The organism is Streptomyces sp. NPDC033177 (assembly GCF_055577715.1).
Genome location: NZ_JBVIPS010000008.1, coordinates 321,615 through 343,934, shown reverse-complemented (window position 1 = coordinate 343,934; position 22,320 = coordinate 321,615). Strand labels below are relative to the sequence as shown.

General features: G+C 69.4%; 22 protein-coding genes. 9 read left to right on the top strand and 13 right to left on the bottom strand.

Annotation, left to right across the window (positions count from 1 at the left end):
* Positions 1-38 precede the first annotated feature (38 nt).
* The 8 genes from ACZ5U5_RS27875 to ACZ5U5_RS27840 form a co-directional block, all read right to left on the bottom strand.
* On the bottom strand, positions 39-374 hold the full coding sequence (locus tag ACZ5U5_RS27875; protein WP_160504340.1) for a metal-sulfur cluster assembly factor: 336 nt from the start codon (positions 372-374) through the stop codon (positions 39-41).
* Positions 371-841, bottom strand: coding sequence for a Fe-S cluster assembly sulfur transfer protein SufU (gene sufU / locus ACZ5U5_RS27870; protein ID WP_367040649.1), 471 nt, complete (start codon positions 839-841; stop codon positions 371-373). Before sufU ends, ACZ5U5_RS27875 begins: the two co-directional genes overlap by 4 nt.
* Positions 842-857: 16 nt before the next feature.
* A complete protein-coding gene (locus tag ACZ5U5_RS27865; protein WP_469026750.1) occupies positions 858-2,126 on the bottom strand; it encodes a cysteine desulfurase in 1,269 nt (422 codons plus the stop codon).
* Positions 2,123-2,887: a Fe-S cluster assembly ATPase SufC gene (sufC, locus tag ACZ5U5_RS27860; RefSeq protein WP_160504343.1), complete on the bottom strand. Its 765-nt coding sequence runs from the start codon at positions 2,885-2,887 to the stop codon at positions 2,123-2,125. The genes ACZ5U5_RS27865 and sufC overlap by 4 nt, the downstream gene beginning before the upstream one ends.
* 5 nt (positions 2,888-2,892) lie before the next feature.
* Positions 2,893-3,210 (bottom strand): bifunctional 3-phenylpropionate/cinnamic acid dioxygenase ferredoxin subunit, encoded by a 318-nt coding sequence (locus tag ACZ5U5_RS27855; protein ID WP_344527083.1) that lies wholly within the window; start codon positions 3,208-3,210, stop codon positions 2,893-2,895.
* Positions 3,207-4,388 carry a Fe-S cluster assembly protein SufD gene (sufD, locus tag ACZ5U5_RS27850; protein ID WP_469026746.1) on the bottom strand — a complete coding sequence of 394 codons (1,182 nt, stop codon included), beginning with the start codon at positions 4,386-4,388 and terminating at the stop codon, positions 3,207-3,209. Before sufD ends, ACZ5U5_RS27855 begins: the two co-directional genes overlap by 4 nt.
* Before the next feature lie 63 nt (positions 4,389-4,451).
* Positions 4,452-5,873, bottom strand: coding sequence for a Fe-S cluster assembly protein SufB (gene sufB / locus ACZ5U5_RS27845; RefSeq protein WP_399385939.1), 1,422 nt, complete (start codon positions 5,871-5,873; stop codon positions 4,452-4,454).
* Positions 5,870-6,610: a helix-turn-helix transcriptional regulator gene (locus tag ACZ5U5_RS27840; RefSeq protein WP_469026743.1), complete on the bottom strand. Its 741-nt coding sequence runs from the start codon at positions 6,608-6,610 to the stop codon at positions 5,870-5,872. Before ACZ5U5_RS27840 ends, sufB begins: the two co-directional genes overlap by 4 nt.
* Before the next feature lie 161 nt (positions 6,611-6,771).
* Here ACZ5U5_RS27840 and ACZ5U5_RS27835 point away from each other — a divergent pair, with 161 nt between their 5' ends.
* From ACZ5U5_RS27835 to ACZ5U5_RS27820, 4 genes are all read left to right on the top strand, one after another.
* On the top strand, positions 6,772-7,584 hold the full coding sequence (locus ACZ5U5_RS27835; RefSeq protein WP_469026740.1) for an AAC(3) family N-acetyltransferase: 813 nt from the start codon (positions 6,772-6,774) through the stop codon (positions 7,582-7,584).
* Positions 7,585-7,630: 46 nt separating this feature from the next.
* The gene (locus tag ACZ5U5_RS27830) at positions 7,631-8,557 is read left to right on the top strand and encodes an ABC transporter ATP-binding protein (protein WP_469026737.1); all 927 of its coding nucleotides are present in this window, start codon (positions 7,631-7,633) and stop codon (positions 8,555-8,557) included.
* On the top strand, positions 8,554-9,324 hold the full coding sequence (locus tag ACZ5U5_RS27825; RefSeq protein ID WP_469026735.1) for an ABC transporter permease: 771 nt from the start codon (positions 8,554-8,556) through the stop codon (positions 9,322-9,324). The genes ACZ5U5_RS27830 and ACZ5U5_RS27825 overlap by 4 nt, the downstream gene beginning before the upstream one ends.
* Positions 9,325-9,409: 85 nt before the next feature.
* Positions 9,410-10,417 (top strand): COX15/CtaA family protein, encoded by a 1,008-nt coding sequence (locus ACZ5U5_RS27820; protein WP_469026732.1) that lies wholly within the window; start codon positions 9,410-9,412, stop codon positions 10,415-10,417.
* A gap of 2 nt (positions 10,418-10,419) precedes the next feature.
* On the opposite strand, the gene ACZ5U5_RS27815 is transcribed toward ACZ5U5_RS27820, so the two are convergent.
* From ACZ5U5_RS27815 to ACZ5U5_RS27805, 3 genes are all read right to left on the bottom strand, one after another.
* Positions 10,420-11,508 (bottom strand): amidohydrolase family protein, encoded by a 1,089-nt coding sequence (locus tag ACZ5U5_RS27815; RefSeq protein ID WP_469026730.1) that lies wholly within the window; start codon positions 11,506-11,508, stop codon positions 10,420-10,422.
* Positions 11,509-11,608: 100 nt separating this feature from the next.
* Positions 11,609-11,956, bottom strand: coding sequence for a hypothetical protein (locus tag ACZ5U5_RS27810; RefSeq protein ID WP_469026727.1), 348 nt, complete (start codon positions 11,954-11,956; stop codon positions 11,609-11,611).
* 94 nt (positions 11,957-12,050) lie between these two features.
* On the bottom strand, positions 12,051-13,004 hold the full coding sequence (locus ACZ5U5_RS27805; protein ID WP_363208664.1) for a heme o synthase: 954 nt from the start codon (positions 13,002-13,004) through the stop codon (positions 12,051-12,053).
* Positions 13,005-13,392: 388 nt separating this feature from the next.
* Here ACZ5U5_RS27805 and tkt point away from each other — a divergent pair, with 388 nt between their 5' ends.
* Genes tkt through pgl form a run of 5 tightly spaced genes read left to right on the top strand, consistent with a single transcriptional unit; the run spans position 13,393 to position 19,967 of the window.
* Entirely contained in the window at positions 13,393-15,486 is a 2,094-nt protein-coding gene (gene tkt / locus ACZ5U5_RS27800; RefSeq protein WP_469026725.1) for a transketolase, read from the top strand.
* Between the two features lie 35 nt (positions 15,487-15,521).
* Positions 15,522-16,640 carry a transaldolase gene (tal, locus tag ACZ5U5_RS27795; protein ID WP_469026723.1) on the top strand — a complete coding sequence of 373 codons (1,119 nt, stop codon included), beginning with the start codon at positions 15,522-15,524 and terminating at the stop codon, positions 16,638-16,640.
* 5 nt (positions 16,641-16,645) lie between these two features.
* A complete protein-coding gene (zwf, locus tag ACZ5U5_RS27790) occupies positions 16,646-18,169 on the top strand; it encodes a glucose-6-phosphate dehydrogenase (RefSeq protein ID WP_469026720.1) in 1,524 nt (507 codons plus the stop codon).
* Entirely contained in the window at positions 18,166-19,191 is a 1,026-nt protein-coding gene (opcA, locus tag ACZ5U5_RS27785; protein WP_469026718.1) for a glucose-6-phosphate dehydrogenase assembly protein OpcA, read from the top strand. Before zwf ends, opcA begins: the two co-directional genes overlap by 4 nt.
* On the top strand, positions 19,188-19,967 hold the full coding sequence (gene pgl / locus ACZ5U5_RS27780) for a 6-phosphogluconolactonase (RefSeq protein WP_469026716.1): 780 nt from the start codon (positions 19,188-19,190) through the stop codon (positions 19,965-19,967). Before opcA ends, pgl begins: the two co-directional genes overlap by 4 nt.
* Before the next feature lie 83 nt (positions 19,968-20,050).
* Here the strand turns inward: pgl and ACZ5U5_RS27775 are convergent, their stop codons facing one another.
* Both ACZ5U5_RS27775 and ACZ5U5_RS27770 read right to left on the bottom strand, forming a co-directional pair.
* On the bottom strand, positions 20,051-20,971 hold the full coding sequence (locus ACZ5U5_RS27775) for a carbohydrate ABC transporter permease (protein ID WP_469026714.1): 921 nt from the start codon (positions 20,969-20,971) through the stop codon (positions 20,051-20,053).
* Positions 20,968-22,317, bottom strand: coding sequence for an ABC transporter permease (locus ACZ5U5_RS27770; protein WP_469026712.1), 1,350 nt, complete (start codon positions 22,315-22,317; stop codon positions 20,968-20,970). Before ACZ5U5_RS27770 ends, ACZ5U5_RS27775 begins: the two co-directional genes overlap by 4 nt.
* Positions 22,318-22,320: the final 3 nt, after the last annotated feature.

Sequence of the window (22,320 nt, the reverse complement as noted above, 5' to 3'; positions counted from 1 at the left end):
GCGCAGGGGGCCGAACCAGAAGAACTACCTGTCGGACCTCAAACGTTGAACCCGAGCGCGCGCAGCTGCTCGCGGCCGTCGTCCGTGATCTTGTCCGGGCCCCACGGCGGCATCCAGACCCAGTTGATCCGGAGTTCGTTGACGATGCCGTCGGTGGCGGACTTGGCCTGGTCCTCGATGACGTCCGTCAGCGGGCAGGCCGCCGAGGTGAGCGTCATGTCGATCGTCGCGATGTTCGCGTCGTCGACGTGGATGCCGTAGATCAGGCCGAGGTTGACGACGTCGATGCCCAGCTCGGGGTCGACCACGTCGTACAGCGCCTCGCGGACCTCTTCTTCGGAGGCCGGCTTGGTCAGGGTCTCGTTCTCGCTCATGCGGTCTTCCTCTCAGCGACGTCGTCGGTACCGAGTGCCTGCGCCGTCGCGTCCTTCCACGCCATCCAGCTCAGCAGAGCACACTTCACACGCGCCGGGTACTTCGAGACCCCGGCGAACGCGACGGCGTCCTCCAGGACCTCCTCCATCGCGTCGTCCGGCTCCAGCTTGCCCTTGGACTGCATCAGCTCCAGGAACACTTCCTGGATCTTCTGCGCGTCGGCGAGCTCCTTGCCGACCAGCAGGTCGTTCAGGACGGACGCGCTGGCCTGGCTGATGGAGCAGCCCTGCCCTTCGTACGACACGTCGGCGATCGTCGACCCGTCGTACTTCACGCGCAGCGTGATCTCGTCGCCGCACGTCGGGTTGACGTGGTGCACCTCGGCGTCGCCATCGCGCAGACCACGCCCGTGCGGGTGCTTGTAGTGGTCCAGGATGACTTCCTGGTACATCGAATCCAGCTTCACGTTCCCGGTCAGCCCCTCAGCCGAAGAAGTTCCGTACGTGCTCCAGGCCGTCGACGAGCGCGTCGATCTCGCCGGGCGTGGAGTACAGATAGAACGACGCTCGCGTGGTCGCAGGAATTCCGTAGCGGAGGCAGACCGGGCGGGCGCAGTGGTGTCCCACGCGGACCGCGATGCCTTCCTCGTCCAGGACCTGGCCCACGTCGTGCGGATGGATGTCGCCGAGCGTGAAGGAGATCGCGGCGCCGCGCTCCTCGGCCGTGGTCGGGCCGATGATCCGGAGGTCGGGGACCTCCAGGAGGCGCTTGACCGCGTACTCGGTGATCGCGTGCTCGTGAGCGGCGATCTTGTCCATGCCGATCGAGGAGAGGTAGTCCACGGCCGCGCCCAGGCCGACGGCCTGGGAGATCGGGGGCGTGCCCGCCTCGAACTTGTGCGGCGCGGGAGCGTACGTCGACGAGTTCATCGACACGGTCTCGATCATCTCGCCGCCGCCGAGGAAGGGCGGGAGGTCCTCCAGGAGCTCCTGCCGTCCCCACAGGACGCCGATGCCGGTCGGGCCGCACATCTTGTGGCCGGTGAAGGCCACGAAGTCGGCCTGCAGCGCCTGCACGTCCAGCGGCATGTGCGGGGCGGCCTGCGACGCGTCGATGAGGACGAGCGCGCCGACCTCCTGCGCACGCCGGACGATCGCCTCGACGGGGTTCTGCGTGCCCAGGATGTTCGAGACCAGGACGAAGGAGACGATCTTCGTCTTCTCCGTGATGATCTCGTCGATGTTGGACAGGTCGAGCCGGCCGTCGTCGGTGAGACCGAACCACTTCAGCTTCGCGCCCGTGCGCTGCGAGAGCAGCTGCCACGGCACGATGTTGGAGTGGTGCTCCATCTCCGTGATGACGATCTCGGTCTCGTGGTCCACGCGGTAGGGCTCGTCGGCCCAACCGAGCATGTTGGCCACGAGGTTGAGCGACTCCGAGGCGTTCTTGGTGAAGATCACCTCGTCGCGGCTCGGCGCGTTGATGAACGCCGCGACCTTGTCACGGGCGCCCTCGTAGAGCGCCGTGGCCTCCTCCGCGAGGACGTGCACGCCGCGGTGGACGTTGGCGTTGTGCTTCTCGTAGTACTCGTTGAGTACGTCGAGCACCTGGCGCGGCGTCTGGGACGTCGCCGCGTTGTCCAGGTAGACGAGCTTCTTGCCGTCGTGGATCGTGCGATCCAGGATCGGGAAGTCCTTGCGGATCGCCTCGGTGTCGAGGAGGCCGGAGAGCCCCTGGTGGGCCACTGTCACGCGGATACGCCACCCTTCGTGTAGGCCTCGTAGCCCTCGGCCTCGAGCTTGTCGGCGAGCTCGGCGCCGCCGGACTCGGCGATACGGCCGTTCGCGAAGACGTGCACGAAGTCGGGCTTGATGTAGCGCAGGATGCGCGTGTAGTGCGTGATCAGCAGGGTGCCGACCTCGCCGGTCTCACGGACGCGGTTGACGCCGTCGGAGACCTGGCGCAGGGCGTCGACGTCCAGGCCGGAGTCGGTCTCGTCGAGGATCGCGATCTTCGGCTTGAGGAGCTCCATCTGGAGGATCTCGTGGCGCTTCTTCTCACCGCCGGAGAAGCCCTCGTTCACGTTGCGCTCGGCGAAGGCCGGGTCCATCTGGAGCTGCTCCATCGCGGACTTGACCTCCTTCACCCAGGTGCGCAGCTTGGGGGCCTCGCCGCGGATCGCCGTCGCCGACGTACGCAGGAAGTTGGAGACCGAGACGCCGGGGACCTCGACCGGGTACTGCATGGCCAGGAACATGCCGGCGCGGGCGCGCTCGTCGACGGACATCTCCAGGACGTCTTCGCCGTCGAGCGTGACGGTGCCCTGCGTGATCGTGTACTTGGGGTGACCCGCGATGGAGTAGGCGAGCGTCGACTTGCCGGAGCCGTTCGGGCCCATGATGGCGTGGGTCTCGCCCTGCTTAACGGTCAGGTCGACACCCTTGAGGATTTCCTTGGTGCCGTTCTCGACCTCGACGGTGACGTGCAGGTCGCGGATTTCAAGCGTTGCCATGTGCCTCAGGACTCCTGGGTGAGGGAGACGAGCACATCGTCCCCTTCGATCTTTACGGGGTATACGGGGACGGGGCGCGTCGCGGGAAGGCCGGACGGCTTGCCGGTGCGGAGGTCGAAGCTGGAGCCGTGCAGCCAGCACTCGATCTGACAGTCCTCCACCTCGCCCTCGGAGAGGGAGACGTTCGCGTGCGAGCAGATGTCGTGGATCGCGAACACCTCGCCCTCGGTGTGGACGACCGAGACCGGCGTGCCGTCGAGTTCCACCCGCTTCGGGGTGTCCTCCGACAGCTCGCTCAGGCCACAGGCGCGTACGAATGTCATGCCGCCGACGCCTCCAGCTCCTCTTCGATCTTGGTGAGGAGACGCTCTTCGACATCGGGCAGGCCGATCTGCTGGATCAGCTCGGCGAAGAACCCGCGGACGACCAGGCGGCGCGCCTCGCCCTCCGGGATACCGCGCGACTGCAGGTAGAAGAGCTGCTCGTCGTCGAAGCGGCCGGTCGCCGACGCGTGTCCGGCGCCGACGATCTCACCGGTCTCGATCTCGAGGTTCGGCACGGAGTCGACGCGGGCGCCGTCGGTCAGAACGAGGTTGCGGTTCAACTCGTACGTGTCCGTGCCCTCGGCGGCGGCCTCGATGAGGACGTCACCGATCCACACCGCGTGGGCGTCGTCGCCCTGGAGCGCGCCCTTGTAGACGACGTTCGACTTGCAGTGCGGCTGGTTGTGGTCGACCAGGAGGCGGTGCTCCTGGTGCTGGCCGGCGTCGGTGACGTACAGACCGATGAGCTCGGCCTCGCCGCCGGGGCCCGCGTACTCGACGCGGGGGTGCAGGCGCACGACGTCGCCGCCGAAGGTCACGACGACCGACTTGAAGGAGGCGTCCCGGCCGATCAGCGCGTTGTGCTGGGCGACGTGGACGGTCTTCTCGTCCCAGTCCTGGACCGAGACCACGGTCAGCTTGGCGCCGTCGCCGACGATGAAGTCGACGTTGGCCGCGAGCACGGCGTCACCGGTGTGGTCGATGACCACGAGAGCCTCGGCGAACGCGCCCAGCTCGATCACCTGGTGCGCGAAGGCCGTACCGCCCTCGCCGTGCACCGCGATGCGGATCGGCTCGGTCAGGACCGTCTCCTTGGGGACGGTCACGACCGAAGCCTTCTCGAAGGACGAGTAGGCCTGCGCGGCCACGCGGTCGACGGGCTTGCCCGCCTTGCCCACGCGCGCGTCGTCACGGCCGACGGTCTCCTGGGTCACGCCCGCCGGGGCCGTCACCTCGACGCGGATGCCGCCGGTGGCGACCGCGGTGCCGTCGTGCAGCCCGCGAAGGCGCTCCAGCGGCGTGAACCGCCACTCCTCCTCGCGGCCGTGGGGGACGGCGAAGTCCGCCACGTCGAAGGACGGGGGAGCGCTCATGCGGGTTGCGACGGTCGACTCGGCGGCCACCGCGATCGATCCGGCAGTGGTGGACCCCACCGGGATGTTCTGAGCCTCAGCCATGGCTGTCGTCGTGCTCTCTCTCTGGGTCAAGAAGTCAGTCGCTGCGGGGACGGTCGGCCGGTCTTAACCGACCGAACCCTCCATCTGCAGCTCGATCAGCCGGTTCAGCTCCAGGGCGTACTCCATGGGCAGCTCCTTGGCGATCGGCTCGACGAAGCCGCGCACGATCATCGCCATGGCCTCGAACTCCGTCAGACCGCGGCTCATCAGGTAGAAGAGCTGGTCGTCGGAGACCTTGGAGACGGTCGCCTCGTGGCCCATGGACACGTCGTCCTCGCGCACGTCCACGTAGGGGTACGTGTCCGAGCGGGAGATCGTGTCGACGAGCAGCGCGTCACACAGGACGTTCGACTTCGATCCGGCGGCGCCCTCGCCGATCTCGACGAGACCGCGGTAGGAGGTGCGGCCGCCGCCACGCGCCACGGACTTCGAGACGATGTTGGAGGACGTGTTGGGAGCCATGTGGACCATCTTCGATCCGGCGTCCTGGTGCTGGCCCTCGCCCGCGAAGGCGATGGACAGCGTCTCGCCCTTGGCGTGCTCGCCCATGAGGTAGACGGCGGGGTACTTCATCGTCACCTTGGAGCCGATGTTGCCGTCGATCCACTCCATGGTCGCGCCCTCGTACGCCACGGCGCGCTTGGTGACCAGGTTGTAGACGTTGTTCGACCAGTTCTGGATCGTCGTGTAGCGGCAGCGGCCGCCCTTCTTCACGATGATCTCGACGACGGCGGAGTGCAGGGAGTCCGACTTGTAGATCGGCGCCGTGCAGCCCTCGACGTAGTGAACGTACGCGTCCTCGTCGACGATGATCAGCGTGCGCTCGAACTGGCCCATGTTCTCCGTGTTGATGCGGAAGTAGGCCTGGAGCGGGATCTCGACGTGCACGCCCTTGGGGACGTAGATGAACGAGCCACCGGACCACACGGCGGTGTTCAGCGACGCGAACTTGTTGTCGCCGACCGGGATGACCGTGCCGAAGTACTCCTTGAAGAGCTCCGGGTGCTCCTTCAGCGCCGTGTCGGTGTCCATGAAGATGACGCCCTGCTCCTCCAGGTCCTCACGGATCTGGTGGTACACGACCTCGGACTCGTACTGGGCCGCGACACCGGCGACGAGGCGCTGCTTCTCCGCCTCGGGGATGCCGAGCTTGTCGTACGTGCTCTTGATGTCCTCGGGCAGGTCCTCCCAGGACTGTGCCTGCTTCTCCGTGGACCGCACGAAGTACTTGATGTTGTCGAAGTCGATGCCCGACAGGTCCGAGCCCCAGTTGGGCATGGGCTTCTTGCCGAAGAGCCGCAGGCCCTTGAGGCGCAGCTTCGTCATCCACTCGGGCTCGGACTTCTTCGCCGAGATGTCCTTGACGACGTCTTCGTTGATGCCGCGCTTGGCGGAGGCCCCGGCCACGTCGGAGTCGGCCCAGCCGTATTCGTACGTGCCCAGACCCTCGAGTTCGGGGTGGGCAGTCTCCGTGGGGAGCGTCATGCGGGGTTCCTCCCGGCCTTGCTTGCGGATGCTTTATCAGTGGTCTGTGAAGACTTTGGGGTGTTGCGCGGGATGAACGTCGTGCAGACGCCGTCGCCGTGGGCGATGGTGGCGAGCCGCTGGACGTGCGTCCCGAGGAGGGCGGAGAACATCTCTGTCTCCGCCTCGCAAAGTTGTGGGTACTGCTCGGCGACGTGGGCGACCGGGCAGTGGTGCTGGCACAGCTGCTCGCCTACGGGGGCCGTGCGGGCCGTAGCAGCGTACCCGTCGGCGGTCAACGCCTTCGCGAGAGCCTCCGTGCGCTGCTCGGGGGGCGCCGCGTCCATCGCCTTGCGGTAGGTCTCGGCCTGGGCCGCGATCCGTTCGCGGGCGAATTCGACGACCGCTCCCTCGCCGTGCCGCTCGCTGATCCAGCGCAGGGCGTCGGCGGCGAGCTTGTCGTACGACTGGTCGAAGGCGTCCCGGCCGCAGTCGGTGAGCGCGAAGACCTTGGCGGGTCGCCCGCGCGTACGTGCGCCGTAGATCCGCTGCTCACGGGGCTCGACCACGTTCTCGTGGGCGAGGGTGTCGAGGTGCCGGCGCACGGCGGCCTGGGTCAGCTTGAGGCGGCCGGCGAGGTCGGCCACCGTGGAGGGGCCGTGGTCCAGGATGGACCGCGCGACCCGGTTGCGCGTCGAGTGGTCCGAGCGCACCCCAGCCGCGAGTTCCTCCTGCGGAGCCTCGCCGACGTTTTTCACAACGCCATTGTTGCGTAATTCCTCAGAGCCTGACAACCCGCGTCGGGATCACGGTCCGGTGCGCTGCATCACTTAGGCATACCTAAGCTGACCTGCGGAAATGATCACTGATCGATCAAATCGGTGGCGCGCGAGGACGGGGCCGTGGAGACTCCCTGACCATGTCGACACCCCCTCCGACCGGCCCTTTGTGCACGCGCGCGTCCCTCGCGGCCGACCTCACCGAGCTCGGCGTGAGCCCCGGTGAGACCCTCCTCGTGCACTCCTCGCTGAGCGCCCTCGGGTGGGTGAGCGGCGGTCCGGTCGCCGTCGTCCAGGCGCTCCTGGACGTACTGGGCCAAAAGGGGACCCTGGTCGTCCCCACGCAGTCCAGCGACAACTCCGATCCCGCCGAGTGGGGAAACCCGCCCGTGCCCGAGTCCTGGTGGCCCGAGATCCGCGCCTCCATCCCCGCCTACGACCCACGCACCACCCCCACCCGAGGCGTCGGCGTGATCCCCGAGACCGTACGGACCTGGCCCGGCGCCCTGCGCAGCGCCCACCCCCAGACGTCCTTCGCGGCGGTCGGCCCCCGCGCGCAGGCGCTCCTGGAGGGGCATGCCCTTGACTGCCGCCTCGGTGAGCGCAGCCCGCTGGCCCGCCTGGAGGCATCGGGCGCCCGGGTCCTGCTGCTCGGCGCGGGCTTCGACTCCTGCACCTCCTTCCACCTGGCCGAGTACCGGCTCCCGGCGCCCCAGGTCGAGAACTCCTTCGCGGTCATGACCCCGGAAGGGCGCCGCTGGATGACGGTGCGCGAGACCTCGATCTCCGAGGAGCGCTTCGACGAACTCGGTGCGGACTTCGAGCGGGACCGCCCCGTGGTGTGCGGCAAGGTGGGCGCCGCGACGGCCCGCCTCTTCCCGGTGGCCGACGCGGTCGCGTACGCCGAGCGCTGGCTCGACACCCACCGCTCGCGGGCCGAGTGGGCCGGGTAGCAGCCCCCTGCCCACCGGTCCCCCGCCCCTCTCTAGACTTCCCGGCATGGGAATTGAGTCCGTCGTCCAGGTCACCGGCCTGGTCAAGCGGTACGGCAAGAAGACCGCGGTGGACGGCCTCGACCTCCGGGTCCGCGCGGGCACCGTCACCGCGGTCCTCGGGCCGAACGGCGCAGGCAAGACCACCACGATCGAGACCTGCGAGGGCTATCGCAGGCCGGACGCGGGCACGGTCCGCGTCCTTGGCCTCGACCCGGTGCGCGAGGCCGGCGCGCTGCGCCCCCGCATCGGCGTGATGCTCCAGTCCGGCGGCGTCTACTCCGGCGCCCGCGCCGACGAGATGCTGCGCCACATGGCGAAGCTGCACGCGCACCCGCTCGACGTGGGTGCGCTGATCGAGCGCCTGGGCCTGGAGAGCTGCGGCCGCACCACCTACCGGCGCCTTTCCGGCGGCCAGCAGCAGCGCCTCGCGCTCGCCATGGCCGTGGTCGGACGGCCCGAGCTGGCCTTCCTCGACGAGCCGACCGCGGGCCTTGACCCGCAGGCACGCCGGGCCACCTGGGACCTCGTACGCGATCTGCGTGCCGACGGCGTCAGCGTCATCCTCACCACGCACCACATGGACGAGGCCGAGCAGCTCGCCGACGAGGTCGCCATCATCGACGCGGGCAAGGTCATCGCCGAGGGCACCCCGGAAGAGCTGTGCCGCGGCGGTGCCGAGAACACCCTGCGCTTCTCGGGGCGCCCCGGCCTTGACGTCGGCTCCCTCCTCAAGGCACTCCCGCCGGACTCCGCGGCGGCCGAACTCACCCCGGGCGCCTACCGCGTGAGCGGCACGGTCGACCCGCAGCTGCTCGCCACGGTCACCTCCTGGTGCGCCCAGCACGGCGTGATGCCGGAAAAGATCGCCGTCGAACGCCACACCCTGGAAGACGTCTTCTTGGAGCTCACAGGCAAGGAGCTGCGCGGATGAGCGCCGCCGGTACGTACACGCCGAAGCCGGGCGCCGCCCCGCTCCCCCGCATGATCGCCGCGCAGGCGGCACTCGAGACGAAGATGCTCCTGCGCAACGGCGAACAGCTGCTGCTCACGGTGGTGATCCCGACGCTGCTGCTCGTGCTGTTCAGCGCCGTCGACATCGTCGACACGGGCGACGGCAAGGCAGTGGACTTCCTCGCGCCCGGCATCCTCGCCCTCGCCGTGATGTCCACGGCGTTCACCGGGCAGGCCATCGCCACGGGCTTCGAGCGCCGCTACGGCGTGCTCAAGCGGCTCGGCGCCTCGCCCCTGCCCCGCTGGGCGCTGATGGCCGCGAAGACCCTGTCGGTCCTGGTCACCGAGGTCCTGCAGATCGTGCTCCTGACGGTGATCGCCTTCGCGCTCGGCTGGTCACCACACGGCAACCCCTTCGCCGTGCTCCTCCTCCTGATCCTCGGCACGGCGGCCTTCTCGGGCCTCGGCCTGCTGATGGCGGGCACCCTGAAGGCGGAGGCGACGCTCGCCGCCGCGAACCTGGTCTTCCTGCTCCTGCTGGTGGGCGGCGGGGTCATCGTGCCGCTGGACAAGTTCCCGGACGCGGCCCAGTCGGTGCTCGGCCTGCTGCCGATCTCCGCCCTCTCCGACGGCCTGCGGGACGTGCTCCAGGACGGTGCGGGGATGCCGTGGGGGAACCTCGCGATCCTGACGGTCTGGGCGGTCGTCGGTCTCGGGGCCGCGGGCAAGTTCTTCCGCTGGGAGTAGCGACCGGGAGCCACCTGCGTAAGCCGCGTCACAGAAGCACCGGATACGTCCCCCTCGTGAAGCCGTGCACAAGCGGCCCCCTACGATGGTCCCCGTGCCAAACGTGACCCGAGCCGACGCCGTCTCCGCCGTGCGCAACCCGCTCGCCTTCATCGCCGAACGCTGGACCCCGCAGCAGCGGACCGTCCAGCGCGCCGCCCTCATCTCCCTCGCGATGACGGTGTGCATCGTGGTCACCGGCGGCGCCGTCCGGCTGACCGGATCGGGTCTCGGCTGCCCGACCTGGCCCAAGTGCACGGACGACTCCCTGACGGCAACCCACGAGATGGGCTTCCACGGAGCCATCGAGTTCGGCAACCGCATGCTGACGTACGTGCTCTGCGCGGCCGTCGGCTGGGCCATCATCGCGGCGCGCTCGCAGAAGCCGATGCGGCGCAGCCTCACCCGGCTCGGCTGGGTCCAGTTCTGGATCGTCATGGGCAACGCCGTGCTGGGCGGCATCGTGGTGCTCGTCGGCCTGAACCCGTGGACGGTCGCGGCGCACTTCCTGCTCTCCACCGCCCTGATCGCGGTCGCCGTCACGATGTGGCAGCGCACCCGCGAGGGCGACGGTGATGCGCGCCCGCTGGTCGGCAAGGCCGTGGTGCAGCTGGTGTGGTTCCTGGTCGCGGCGTCCGTGCTGCTCATCGCGGTCGGCACGATCGTGACGGGCTCCGGGCCGCACGCGGGTGACTCCAGTGAGGTGCCGCGGATGGGCTTCGACTGGGAGACCGTCAGCAAGCTGCACGCCGTGCTCGCCTGGATCGTGGTGACGCTGACGTTCGCCCTGTGGTTCGTCCTCAAGGCGGTCGACGCCCCCAAGGGCCCGCTGCACCGCACCCGCGACCTCTTCCTGATCCTGCTCGCCCAGGGCGCGATCGGCTACGTCCAGTACTTCACGGACCTGCCCGAGGTCCTGGTCGGCCTGCACATGTTCGGCTCGTGCGTGGTCTGGATCGGCGTGATGCGCGTCCTGCTTTCGCTGCGCGAACGGCCGTACACCACCGCCGGCCTGCCGGCCCAGGCCGACGACTCGCAGCTCTCGGCGGTCTGACCTCAGCCGTCGTTCAGGCCGTAGACGCGGCGGGCGTTGCCCGCCGCGATGAGCCCCGCCACCCGCTGCGCGTCCGGCAGCGACCACGCGCCCTCCGCGACCCACCCGCCGAGCACGCGCCCCAGCGCCTCCCCGAAGAGCCGCGCGCCCACCACGTGCAGCTCGGGAAGCCCGTGCGCGCCGCTGGAGAACAACAGCTTGCCGAAGGGCGCGAGCTCCAGGATCTCCGCGAGCACGGCGGCCGCGCGAGCGCCCGTGCGCACCAGGGCGGGACCCAGGTCGGCGTACACATGCGGGAAGAGGCCGGCCAGGTCCGCGGCATTGCGGTGGTACGGATAGCCGTGCAGCAGGACCAGATCGGTGCCGAGCCCCGCGGTCGCCCGCGCGAAGCCGCCGAAGTGTGACTCCGGGTCCCCCGCCCCCGCGTGCAGTTGCAGCGGCCGCCCCGACGCGACGGCGATCCACAGCAAATGTCTGAGCAGCACGGGGTCTTCGAGCGCCCCGCCCACCTGCCGCCGGGCCAGCCAGCGCCCCGCCGCTCCCCGCACCTCCCCGGGACCCGGCGGTTCGGGCGCCAGGGCGAGGCTGCGCCGGACGCCCGCCACAGAGGTGAAGGCGACGGCGTTGGCGGCGGCCGCGTGCACGGACTCGGCGAGGTTGGCGAGGAACGAGTCCACGGTGCCGGAAGTGTCGGCCACCTGTTCGGCCAGTAATTCGAGGCGGACGATCTCACGGGCGTCGGCGTCCCCGGCCGATGCCATCTCGCCGGGCCCCGTCAGGTCGCCGGGCAGCCCCGTGTCGACGAGATACGTCGTGATGCCGCTCCCCCGCAGCAGCCGCCGACCCGCTTCGAGGACGCCCAGATCGCGGCGGCGGGCGAGGTAGCGGGCGGGCGGGCAGTGCGGTTCGAGGCCGAGCAGCGGCGGGCACCAGCGGCGCACGGCGAAGCCCGTCTGGGTGTCGAAGAAGGTGGTGCCGGGCGCGGGCGGGCCCTCACCGCGGCCGAGGTGGGCCTCGAAGGTGCCGAGGCCCAGCTCCGTACGCAGCACACCGTGGCAGTACTGGTCCACCAGGGACGGCGTTTCGATCATCCGGGCTCCCCGTAGACGGACGTGCTCCTACCGTCCTAACGGGTGACCCGGGTGTCAGGTGTTGCTCACGGCCGTTCTGTCCGCCACGGCCTCGACGCCGTCAGCCGTTGCTCTTGCCGCCGAGCTGGATGCCGGCCATGCGCGACCACTCGTACGGGCCGGTCTCCACCTTGGCGGCGAAGTCGCCGTCGAAGTCCTCGTGGACGGTGATCCCGGCCTTCTCGACGGCGCTCCGCGCGATCGCGTAGGTGGGGGCCACCAGGTCGCCCCAGCCGCCGTCGTCGCCGACCAGGACGATGCGGGTGCCCTCGTGCCCGATGTACGCGACCTGCCCCTCGGCACCGCCGTGCGCCTGGGCGAAGGCACCGATCTGCTTGGCCAGCTTTGCCGCCTTCTTGTCCGCGCGGGCTGCCTGCTTGCTGTCCTCGACCTGCTGCGTCTCTGCCATGAGCAGGATGCTACCGACGGGTAGATCAACTGGCGACGGGCGGGGCACGTGGCGTTCAACACCACGCACCCCGCCCGTCGGGAAAGTCTTCGGCTCAGCGTAGGAAGGGGTCCACCGCGACCGCCACGAACAGCAGCGAGACGTAGGTGATCGACCAGTGGAAGAGCCGCATCTCCTTGAGCTTGCCGCCCGTGACCTCGGCCTTGGCGCGGTTCTGCAGGCCGTGCGCCTCCCACAGCCACCAGCCGCCGGTCACGAAGGCGACCACGGTGTAGAACCAGCCGGTGTAACCGAGGGGCTGCAGCAGCAGCGAGACGGCGACCATCACCCAGCTGTAGAGGACGATCTGACGCGCGACCACTTTGTTCGACGCGACGACCGGCAGCATGGGCACGCCCACGCGCGCGTAGTCGTCCTTGACCTTCATCGACAGCGGCCAGTAGTGCGGCGGCGTCCAGAAGAACATCACCAGGAAGAGGATGACCGGCGCCCAGGAGAGGGAGTTGGTCACCGAGGACCAGCCGATGAGCACGGGCATGCAGCCCGCGATGCCGCCCCAGACGATGTTCTGCGAGGTGCGGCGCTTCAGGATCATCGTGTAGACGACCACGTAGAAGAGCAGGGCGCCGAGGGCGAGCCAGGCGGACAGCCAGTTGACGGCGAGTCCGAAGAGCAGCGTCGAGCCGACTGCCAGCGCGATGCCGAAGGCGAGGCACTCGCGGGGGCTGACCATTCCCGTGACCAGGGGCCGCTGGGACGTACGGTCCATGAGGGCGTCGATGTCGCGGTCGATGTACATGTTGAGCGCGTTCGCGCCGCCCGCCGAGAGGTAACCGCCCAGGCAGGTCACGAAGACCAGCCACAGGTCGGGCACCCCCTGCTCGGCGAGGAACATCACCGGAACGGTGGTGATCAGGAGGAGTTCGATGATTCGCGGCTTGGTCAGCGCCACGAACGCCATGACACGGGCCCCGAGCGGCCGGTGGCTTGGGCTAGAGCTCGTCCCAATTGCTCCCGCTGGACGGGATTCAACGGCCGTCACGCACACCCCTGACAGAGACTTCTCAGCAAGCCGCGTCGGACGTTCAGACATGAAGATCCGGTAAAGGCTCGCGCGTACCACGCCACTGTAGACGTTGCCCATACCTCGCCCTTCGCGGGGGTGGGGTCGTGTTGAGCGGCGTGTTGGTGCGCCCGAAACACGGCCCGACACCCGTTCAGATGAGCGGTCCCGCACTCGTTGTGAGAGTCCAGATGAGCGGCTTGCGGATCACATGGTGAACACCGTGGATCCCTTTCGGGAGGCGGATGACGGCACACCCCGGCACTCTGGAATGACTCGAAAAAATGCACGTCTTTACAGCGGTAGGCTCGACATCGGCCGGTGGGATCTACATCGCCGGCATTCGACATGTGGAGAGGAGCCCTGACTCAGGGTGAGCACCAAGCCGACCACCACAGACCTCGAGTGGACCGAACTGGACCAGCGGGCTGTTGATACTGCCCGCGTCCTGGCCATGGACTCCGTACAGAAGGTCGGCAACGGCCATCCTGGTACGGCCATGAGCCTCGCGCCCGCCGCGTACACCCTCTTCCAGAAGGTGATGCGGCACGACCCCGCGGACGCCGAGTGGACCGGGCGCGACCGGTTCGTTCTTTCCGCGGGCCACTCGTCACTGACCCTCTACATCCAGCTCTACCTGGCCGGCTTCGGCCTGGAGCTCGATGACCTGAAGGCGTTCCGCACCTGGGGCTCGAAGACCCCCGGTCACCCGGAGTACGGGCACACCACGGGCGTGGAGACGACGACCGGGCCGCTCGGCCAGGGCGTCGCGAACGCCGTGGGCATGGCGATGGCCGCCCGTTACGAGCGTGGCCTGTTCGACCCGCAGACCGCCGCGGGCGAGTCGCCGTTCGACCACCACATCTTCGCCATCGCGGGTGACGGCTGCCTCCAGGAGGGCATCTCCGGCGAGGCGTCGTCGCTGGCCGGGCACCAGAAGCTCGGCAACCTCGTGCTGCTGTGGGACGACAACCACATCTCCATCGAGGGCGACACGGAGACCGCGGTGTCCGAGGACACCATGAAGCGGTACGAGGCCTACGGCTGGCACGTCCAGCGCGTGGAGCCCAAGGAGAACGGCGACCTCGACCCGGCCGCCCTCTACAAGGCGATCCTGGCCGCGAAGGCGGAGACGGAGCGCCCCTCCTTCATCGCGATGCGTTCGATCATCGCCTGGCCCGCGCCGAACGCGCAGAACACCGAGGCCGCGCACGGCTCGGCGCTCGGCGACGAAGAGGTCGCGGCCACCAAGCGCGTCCTCGGCTTCGACCCGGAGCAGACCTTCGAGGTCCCGGACGAGGTCCTCGCGCACACCCGTGCGGCGCTCGACCGCGGCCGTGACGCCAAGGCCGAGTGGGAGAAGGGCTTCGCCGCCTGGCGCACCGCCGACTCCGCGCGCGCCGCCGAGTTCGACCGCGTCGCCGCGGGCGAGCTCCCCCAGGGCTGGGAGGAGAAGCTCCCGGTCTTCGAGGCGGGCAAGGGCGTCGCGACGCGTGCCGCGTCCGGCAAGGTCCTGCAGGCGCTCGGCGCGGTGATCCCCGAGCTGTGGGGCGGCTCCGCCGACCTCGCGGGCTCGAACAACACCACGATCGACAAGACGTCGTCGTTCCTCCCGGCAGGCAACCCGCTGCCGGAGGCGGACCCGTACGGCCGCACGATCCACTTCGGCATCCGCGAGCACTCCATGGCCGCGGAGATGAACGGCATCGCGCTGCACGGCAACACCCGCATCTTCGGCGGCACCTTCCTGGTGTTCTCCGACTACATGCGCAACGCCGTCCGTCTCTCCGCGCTGATGCACCTTCCGGTGACGTACGTGTGGACGCACGACTCCATCGGTCTCGGCGAGGACGGCCCGACGCACCAGCCGGTCGAGCACCTGGCCTCGCTGCGTGCCATCCCGGGCCTGAACGTGGTCCGCCCGGCGGACGCGAACGAGACCGCCGTCGTGTGGCGCGAGATCCTCAAGCGCTTCACCAAGGAGTTCGGCAAGGGCGCCCCGCACGGCCTCGCGCTGACCCGTCAGGGCGTGCCGACGTACGACCGCGAGGTCACCGAGGGCGCCGTCAAGGGTGGCTACGTCCTCTTCGAGGCCGACGGCGGCACCCCCGAGGTCGTCCTCATCGGCACCGGCTCCGAGGTGCAGCTCGCCGTCGAGGCACGCGAGCAGCTGCAGGCCGCGGGCGTTCCGACGCGCGTCGTCTCGATGCCGTGCGTCGAATGGTTCGAGGCGCAGGACCAGGGGTACCGCGACAGCGTCCTTCCGCCGTCCGTCAAGGCGCGCGTGGCGGTCGAGGCGGGCATCGGCCTGACCTGGCACCGCTTCGTGGGTGACGCCGGGCGCATCGTCTCGCTGGAGCACTTCGGTGCCTCGGCCGACGGCAAGGTGCTGTTCCGCGAGTTCGGCTTCACCGCCGATCACGTGGCGGCCGCAGCCCGGGAATCGATCGACGCCGCTCAGCGCTGACGCCGACATACGACCAAGTAGGAGATGTAATCCTCATGACAGACGCACTCAAGCGCCTTTCCGACGAAGGCGTCGCGATCTGGCTGGACGACCTGTCGCGCAAGCGGATCACGTCCGGCAACCTCGCCGAGCTGATCGACCAGAGCCACGTCGTGGGCGTCACGACCAACCCGTCGATCTTCCAGAAGGCGATCTCGCAGGGCGACGGTTACGACCAGCAGCTCTCCGACCTCGCATCGCGCGGAGTCACCGTCGAAGAAGCCATCCGCATGATCACGACGGCGGACGTCCGTGACGCCGCCGACATCCTGCGTCCGGTCTTCGACGCGACGGGCGGCCAGGACGGCCGCGTGTCGATCGAGGTCGACCCGCGCCTGGCGCACAACACGAAGTCGACGGTCGCCGAGGCCAAGCAGCTCGCCTGGCTGGTGGACCGCCCGAACACGCTCATCAAGATCCCGGCGACGAAGGCGGGCCTGCCCGCGATCACCGAGGTCATCGGCCTCGGCATCAGCGTCAACGTCACGCTGATCTTCTCGCTGGAGCGTTACCGCCTGGTCATGGACGCGTACCTCGCCGGCCTGGAGAAGGCCAAGGAGCGCGGCCTGGACCTCTCCAAGATCCACTCGGTGGCGTCCTTCTTCGTGTCCCGCGTGGACACCGAGATCGACAAGCGCCTGGACGCGCTCGGCACCGACGAGGCCAAGTCCGCCAAGGGCAAGGCCGCGCTCGCCAACGCCCGCCTGGCGTACGAGGCGTACGAAGAGGTCTTCTCCTCCGACCGCTGGGCCGCGCTCGACAAGGCGCAGGCCAACAAGCAGCGTCCGCTGTGGGCCTCGACCGGCGTCAAGGACCCCGCGTACAAGGACACCCTGTACGTCGACGACCTGGTCGCGCCGAACACGGTGAACACGATGCCGGAGGCCACCCTGGAGGCCACCGCCGACCACGGCCAGATCACGGGCAACACCGTGGCTGGGACGTACGACACGGCGCGCGGCGAGATCGAGGCCGTCGAGAAGCTCGGCATCAGCTACGACGACGTGGTGCAGCTGCTCGAGGACGAGGGCGTCGAGAAGTTCGAGGCGTCCTGGAACGACCTGCTCAAGTCCACCGAGGCGGAGCTCAAGCGCCTCACCCCTTCGGAGGGCTGACCATCTTGTCAAGCAGCAATCCGCTGCGTGACGCCGCAGACCGACGGCTCCCGCGTATCGCGGGGCCGTCGGGCCTGGTCATCTTTGGCGTCACGGGCGATTTGTCCCGTAAAAAGCTGATGCCCGCTGTCTATGACCTCGCCAACCGTGGCCTGCTGCCGCCGGGCTTCTCGCTCATCGGCTTCGCGCGCCGCGACTGGGAGGACGAGGACTTCGCCCAGGTCGTCCACGACGCCGTCAAGCAGCACTCGCGTACGCCGTTCCGTGAGGAGGTCTGGCAGCAGCTCATCCAGGGGATGCGCTTCGTCCAGGGCAACTTCGACGACGACGACGCGTTCGAGCAGCTCAAGGCCACCATCCAGGACCTTGACAAGGCACAGGGCACGGGCGGCAACTTCGCCTTCTACCTGTCGGTGCCCCCGAAGTTCTTCCCGCAGGTCGTCCAGCAGCTCAAGAAGCACGAGCTCGCGGACGCCCCGCAGGGTTCCTGGCGCCGCGCGGTCATCGAGAAGCCCTTCGGGCACGACCTGACGTCGGCCAAGGAGCTCAACTCGATCGTGCACGAGGTGTTCGACCCGGACCAGGTGTTCCGGATCGACCACTACCTCGGCAAGGAGACCGTCCAGAACATCCTGGCGCTCCGCTTCGCCAACCAGATGTTCGAGCCGATCTGGAACCGGTCGTACGTGGACCACATCCAGATCACGATGGCCGAGGACATCGGCATCGGCGGCCGTGCCGGTTACTACGACGGCATCGGCGCGGCCCGTGACGTCATCCAGAACCACCTGCTCCAGCTGATGGCGCTGACCGCGATGGAGGAGCCCGCCTCCTTCGACGCGAACGCGCTGGTCGCCGAGAAGGCGAAGGTCCTGGGCGCCGTGCGGCTGCCGAAGGACCTCGGCGAGAGCACGGTCCGCGGGCAGTACGCCGCGGGGTGGCAGGGCGGCGAGAAGGCCGTCGGCTACCTCCAGGAAGAGGGCATCGACCCCAAGTCGAAGACCGACACCTACGCGGCCATCAAGCTGGAGGTGGACAACCGCCGCTGGGCGGGCGTCCCCTTCTACCTTCGTACGGGCAAGCGCCTGGGCCGCCGCGTCACCGAGATCGCGGTCGTCTTCCAGCGCGCACCCCACTCCCCCTTCGACCACACGGCGACGGAGGAGCTGGGCCAGAACGCGATCGTCATCCGCGTCCAGCCCGACGAGGGCATCACGGTCCGGTTCGGCTCGAAGGTGCCCGGCACCTCGATGGAGATCCGCGACGTGTCGATGGACTTCGCCTACGGCGAGTCCTTCACCGAGTCCAGCCCGGAGGCGTACGAGCGCCTGATCCTGGACGTCCTGCTCGGCGACGCCAACCTCTTCCCGCGCACGGAGGAGGTCGAGCTCTCCTGGAACATCCTCGACCCGATCGAGGAGTACTGGGACAAGCACGGCAAGCCCGCGCAGTATTCGTCCGGGACCTGGGGCCCGTCCGAGGCGGACGAAATGCTCGCACGAGACGGACGGAGCTGGCGTCGCCCATGAAGATCGACCTTACGGACACCACGTCCAGCAAGATCAACAAGGCGCTCGTGAAGGGGCGCAGGGCGATCGGCACCCCGGCCGTCGGCATGGTGCTCACCCTCGTCATCGTCACCGACGAGGAGAACGCCTACGACGCCCTGAAGGCCGCCAACGAAGCGTCCCGCGAGCACCCCTCGCGCAAGCTGGTCGTCATCAAGCGCGCCGCGCGCTCGCCCCGTGACCGCACGACGTCGCGTCTCGACGCAGAGGTGCGGGTCGGCGCGGACGCGGGCACCGGCGAGACGGTGGTCCTGCGTCTGTACGGCGAGGTCATCAACCACGCCCAGTCGGTCGTCCTGCCGCTGCTGCTCCCCGACGCGCCCGTGGTCGTGTGGTGGCCGGTCAACGCGCCGCTCGACCCGGCCAAGGACCCGCTCGGGGCACTCGGCCAGCGCCGCGTCACGGACACGTACGCGGCCGAGCAGCCGATCCACGAGCTGACCGCGCGCGCCGAGGCCTACCACCCCGGCGACACGGACCTCTCCTGGACCCGGATCACCCCGTGGCGCTCGATGCTCGCCGCCGCTCTCGACCAGATCGCCTGCAAGGTGACCTCGGTCGAGGTGGAGGGCGAGGAGTTCAACCCGAGCTGCGAGCTGCTCGCCATGTGGCTCGCGGACCGGCTCGACGTACCCGTGAAGCGCTCGCTGTCCGCGGGCCCCGGTCTCACCGGCGTACGCATGGACACCGACTGCGGTCCCATCGTGCTCGGCCGGGCCGACGGCTCGCTCGCCACGCTCTCCATCCAGGGGCAGCCCGACCGCGCGGTGGCGCTCAAGCGCCGCGAGACGGCCGAGCTGATCGCCGAGGAGCTGCGCCGTCTCGACCCGGACGACACCTACGCGTCCGCGCTGAGGTACGGCGTGGACCGCCTGGGCGAGTACGAGGAGACCGCGGTCCCCGCGGTGGAGGAGCCCGCGGAGGCGGCCAAGAAGACCGCTCCCGCGAAGAAGGCCCCGGCCAAGAAGGCGGCGACGAAGTGAGCGCGGCCCCGCAGCTGGTGGTGCACCGCGACAAGGAGCTGATGGCGCAGGCCGCCGCGGCCCGCCTCATCACGAAGATCGTCGACGCGCAGGCCGCCCGCGGCTTCGCGTCGGTGGTCCTCACCGGCGGACGCAACGGCAACGGCCTGCTTGCGGCGTTGAGTTCCTCCCCGGCGAAGGACGCGATCGACTGGTCGCGCCTGGACCTGTGGTGGGGCGACGAGCGCTTCCTGCCGGACGGCGACCCGGAGCGCAACTACACCCAGGCCAAGGAGGCACTGCTCGACTCGGTGCCCCTGAACCCGGCCCGGGTGCACCCGATGCCCGCGTCGGACGGCGCGTACGAGGTGGACGCGGCGGCCGGGATGTACGCGGCCGAGCTCACCGCGGCCGCGGGGCCCGAAGACCATGCCCCGGTGCCGACGTTCGACGTGCTGATGCTGGGCGTCGGTCCGGACACCCATGTCGCCTCGCTCTTCCCGGAGTTGCCCGCGGTGCGTGAGACGGAGCGGACGGTGGTGGGCGTGCACGGCGCGCCCAAGCCGCCGCCCGTGCGCATCACGCTCACGCTCCCGGCGATCCGGGCGGCGCGTGAGGTGTGGCTGCTCGCGGCCGGCGAGGACAAGGCCAACGCCGCGGCGATGGCCCTGTCGGGCGCGGGCGAGGTGCAGGCGCCCGCCGCGGGCGCGTACGGCAGGTCGCGGACGCTGTGGCTGCTGGACAAGGCGGCGGCCTCGCAGCTGCCGCGGGACCTGTATCCGCCGGCTTCTCCCTGAGCGGTCGGCACAGCGCCACGGCCCGGCCCGCCTCTCGGCGGGCCGGGCCGTGGCGCGTACGGGCAACTCCCGTACTCACGGGCTCACTTGACGGAGCCCGCCATCACCCCCTGCACGAAGTGCCGCTGGAACGCGAAGAACACGACCACCGGAACGACCAGCGAGAGGAACGCGCCGGGCGCGAGCACATCGATGTTGCTGCCGAACTGCCGGATCTGCGACTGCAGTTCCACGGTCAGCGGCTGCGCCGAACTGTCGGCGAAGAGCAGCGCCACCAGCATGTCGTTCCACACCCAGAGGAACTGGAAGATGGCCAGGCTTGCGATGGCCGGACGCCCCACCGGCAGCACGAGCCGCGTGAAGATCCGCCATTCGGTCCCGCCGTCCATCCGCGCCGCCTCCAGCATCTCCTTCGGTATCTCGGCGAAGTAGTTGCGGAGCAGGAAGACGGCGAACGGCAGTCCGTAGGCGACGTGGAAGAGCACCACGCCCGGAATGGTGCCGAAGAGTCCCAGCTGACCGAAGAGTTTGGCCACCGGGAGCAGGCCGATCTGCATCGGCACCACCAGAAGCGCCACCACGAGCAGGAACAGCGGGTCGCGGCCCGGAAACTCCAGCCAGGCGAAGGCGTACGCGGCGAGGGCCGCGAGGACGACGACCAGGGCGGTGGCGGGCACCGAGATCAGGACGGTGTTCCAGAACGCCTTCGTCATCCCGGTGTTGGCGAGCAGCGCCGAGTAGTTGTCGAAGGAGAGCTGCGCCGGGCTGGTCAGGGAGGTCCACCAGCCGCCCCGCGCGTTGTCCTGGGAGGAGCGCAGCGAGGAGAGGAAGAGCCCGGCGAGCGGGGTGATCCAGACCAGCGCGACGACCACGAGGAACGCCTGGATGAGGCTGCTGCCGAGCCACCGGCCGATCCGGCCCTTGGGGCGGGGTCGTGCGGGTGCGACGGCCGCCGGTTCCGTGTCCGGCGCCACGGTCTGCCGGTCGGGAGTGGTGACGGTCATGACTGACTCCTGCGGAAGCGGCGGACGTTGAACACCATGGCGGGAATGACCAGGAGCAGCAGGAGCATGCCGAGCGCACTGCCGAGGCCCTGGTTGTTGCCGCCGCCGAAGGAGACGAGCCACATCTGGGTGGCGAGGACCGTGGCGTCCTCCTGCACGGGGCCCGGCGCGATGATGTAGACGAGGTCGAAGACCTTCATCACGTTGATCACCAGGGTCACGAAGACCACGGTGAGGACGGGCGCGAGCAGCGGCACGGTGATCCGGCGGAAGACCTGCCACTCGCTGGCGCCGTCCATCCGGGCCGCCTCCAGGGCGTCGCGCGGCAGGGAGGCGAGCCCGGCGCCGATGAGCACCATGGCGAAGCCCGTCCAGATCCACAGGTACGCGCCGATGATGGCGGGGGTGACCAGGGCGGGGCCCAGCCAGGAGACGCCCTCGTAGGGCGGGGCGAAGTTCTTCGCGGGCAGCCGCACGGTGTACGTCGCGCCGGGGTCGAGGTCCGTGAAGCGGAAGGAGCCGTCGGCGCCGGTGGTGGCGCTCCCGACCGTCTTGCCGTCCCGCACCGCCTCGACCCGCATCTGCGGCAGTCCGCTCTCGGCCCGGTCCGTCCTGCCCTGCTTCCCTCCCCCGCCGGGCACGAAGTCCAGGTAGACGACTCCGCGCAGTTCACGCGCGGCGGCCGACCGCCCGGCCGCCGCGTAAGCGGGCTCGGCGTCCTCGGGCACGTCCTTGGGCGCCACTCCGACGAGCCCGAGACCGACCGTGTGGCCCGGGGTCGCGGCGGTGGTCGTGCGGTACGAGCCGTCGGCGCCCTTGGTCAGGCCCTGGCCGTCGCGGGCATGCGCGGTCGGATAGGAGGAGGTGCCCTCGAAGGCGTCGTGCACGCCCACCACGGCGGCGTTCAGGACACCCTTCTCGGGGTCCTCGTCGTACGCGAGCCGGAAGATGATGCCCGCGGCGAGGAACGAGACCGCCATGGGCATGAAGAGGAGCAGCTTGAACGCGGTGGCCCAGCGGATCTTCTCGACCAGGACGGCGAGGACAAGACCGAGCCCGGTGAGCAGGGTCGGGGCGATGACGACCCAGATGACACTGTTGCGGATGGCCTTGAGCGTGGCCGGGTCGCGGAACATCTCCGTGTAGTTGTCGCCGCCGACGAACTTGCTGCCGGAGGCGTCGAAGAGGCTGCGTCCCGCCGAGAACAGCACGGGGTAGACGACGAGGGCGCCGAGCAGGAGCAGGGCGGGCAGGACGAACGCGACGGCGATGACCCGCCCCCGGCGCCGGCGCCGGGCGGCCTCGGTGGCCGGGGGTCTCGGGGTCCCGGCGGAAGTGACGGTCATGGC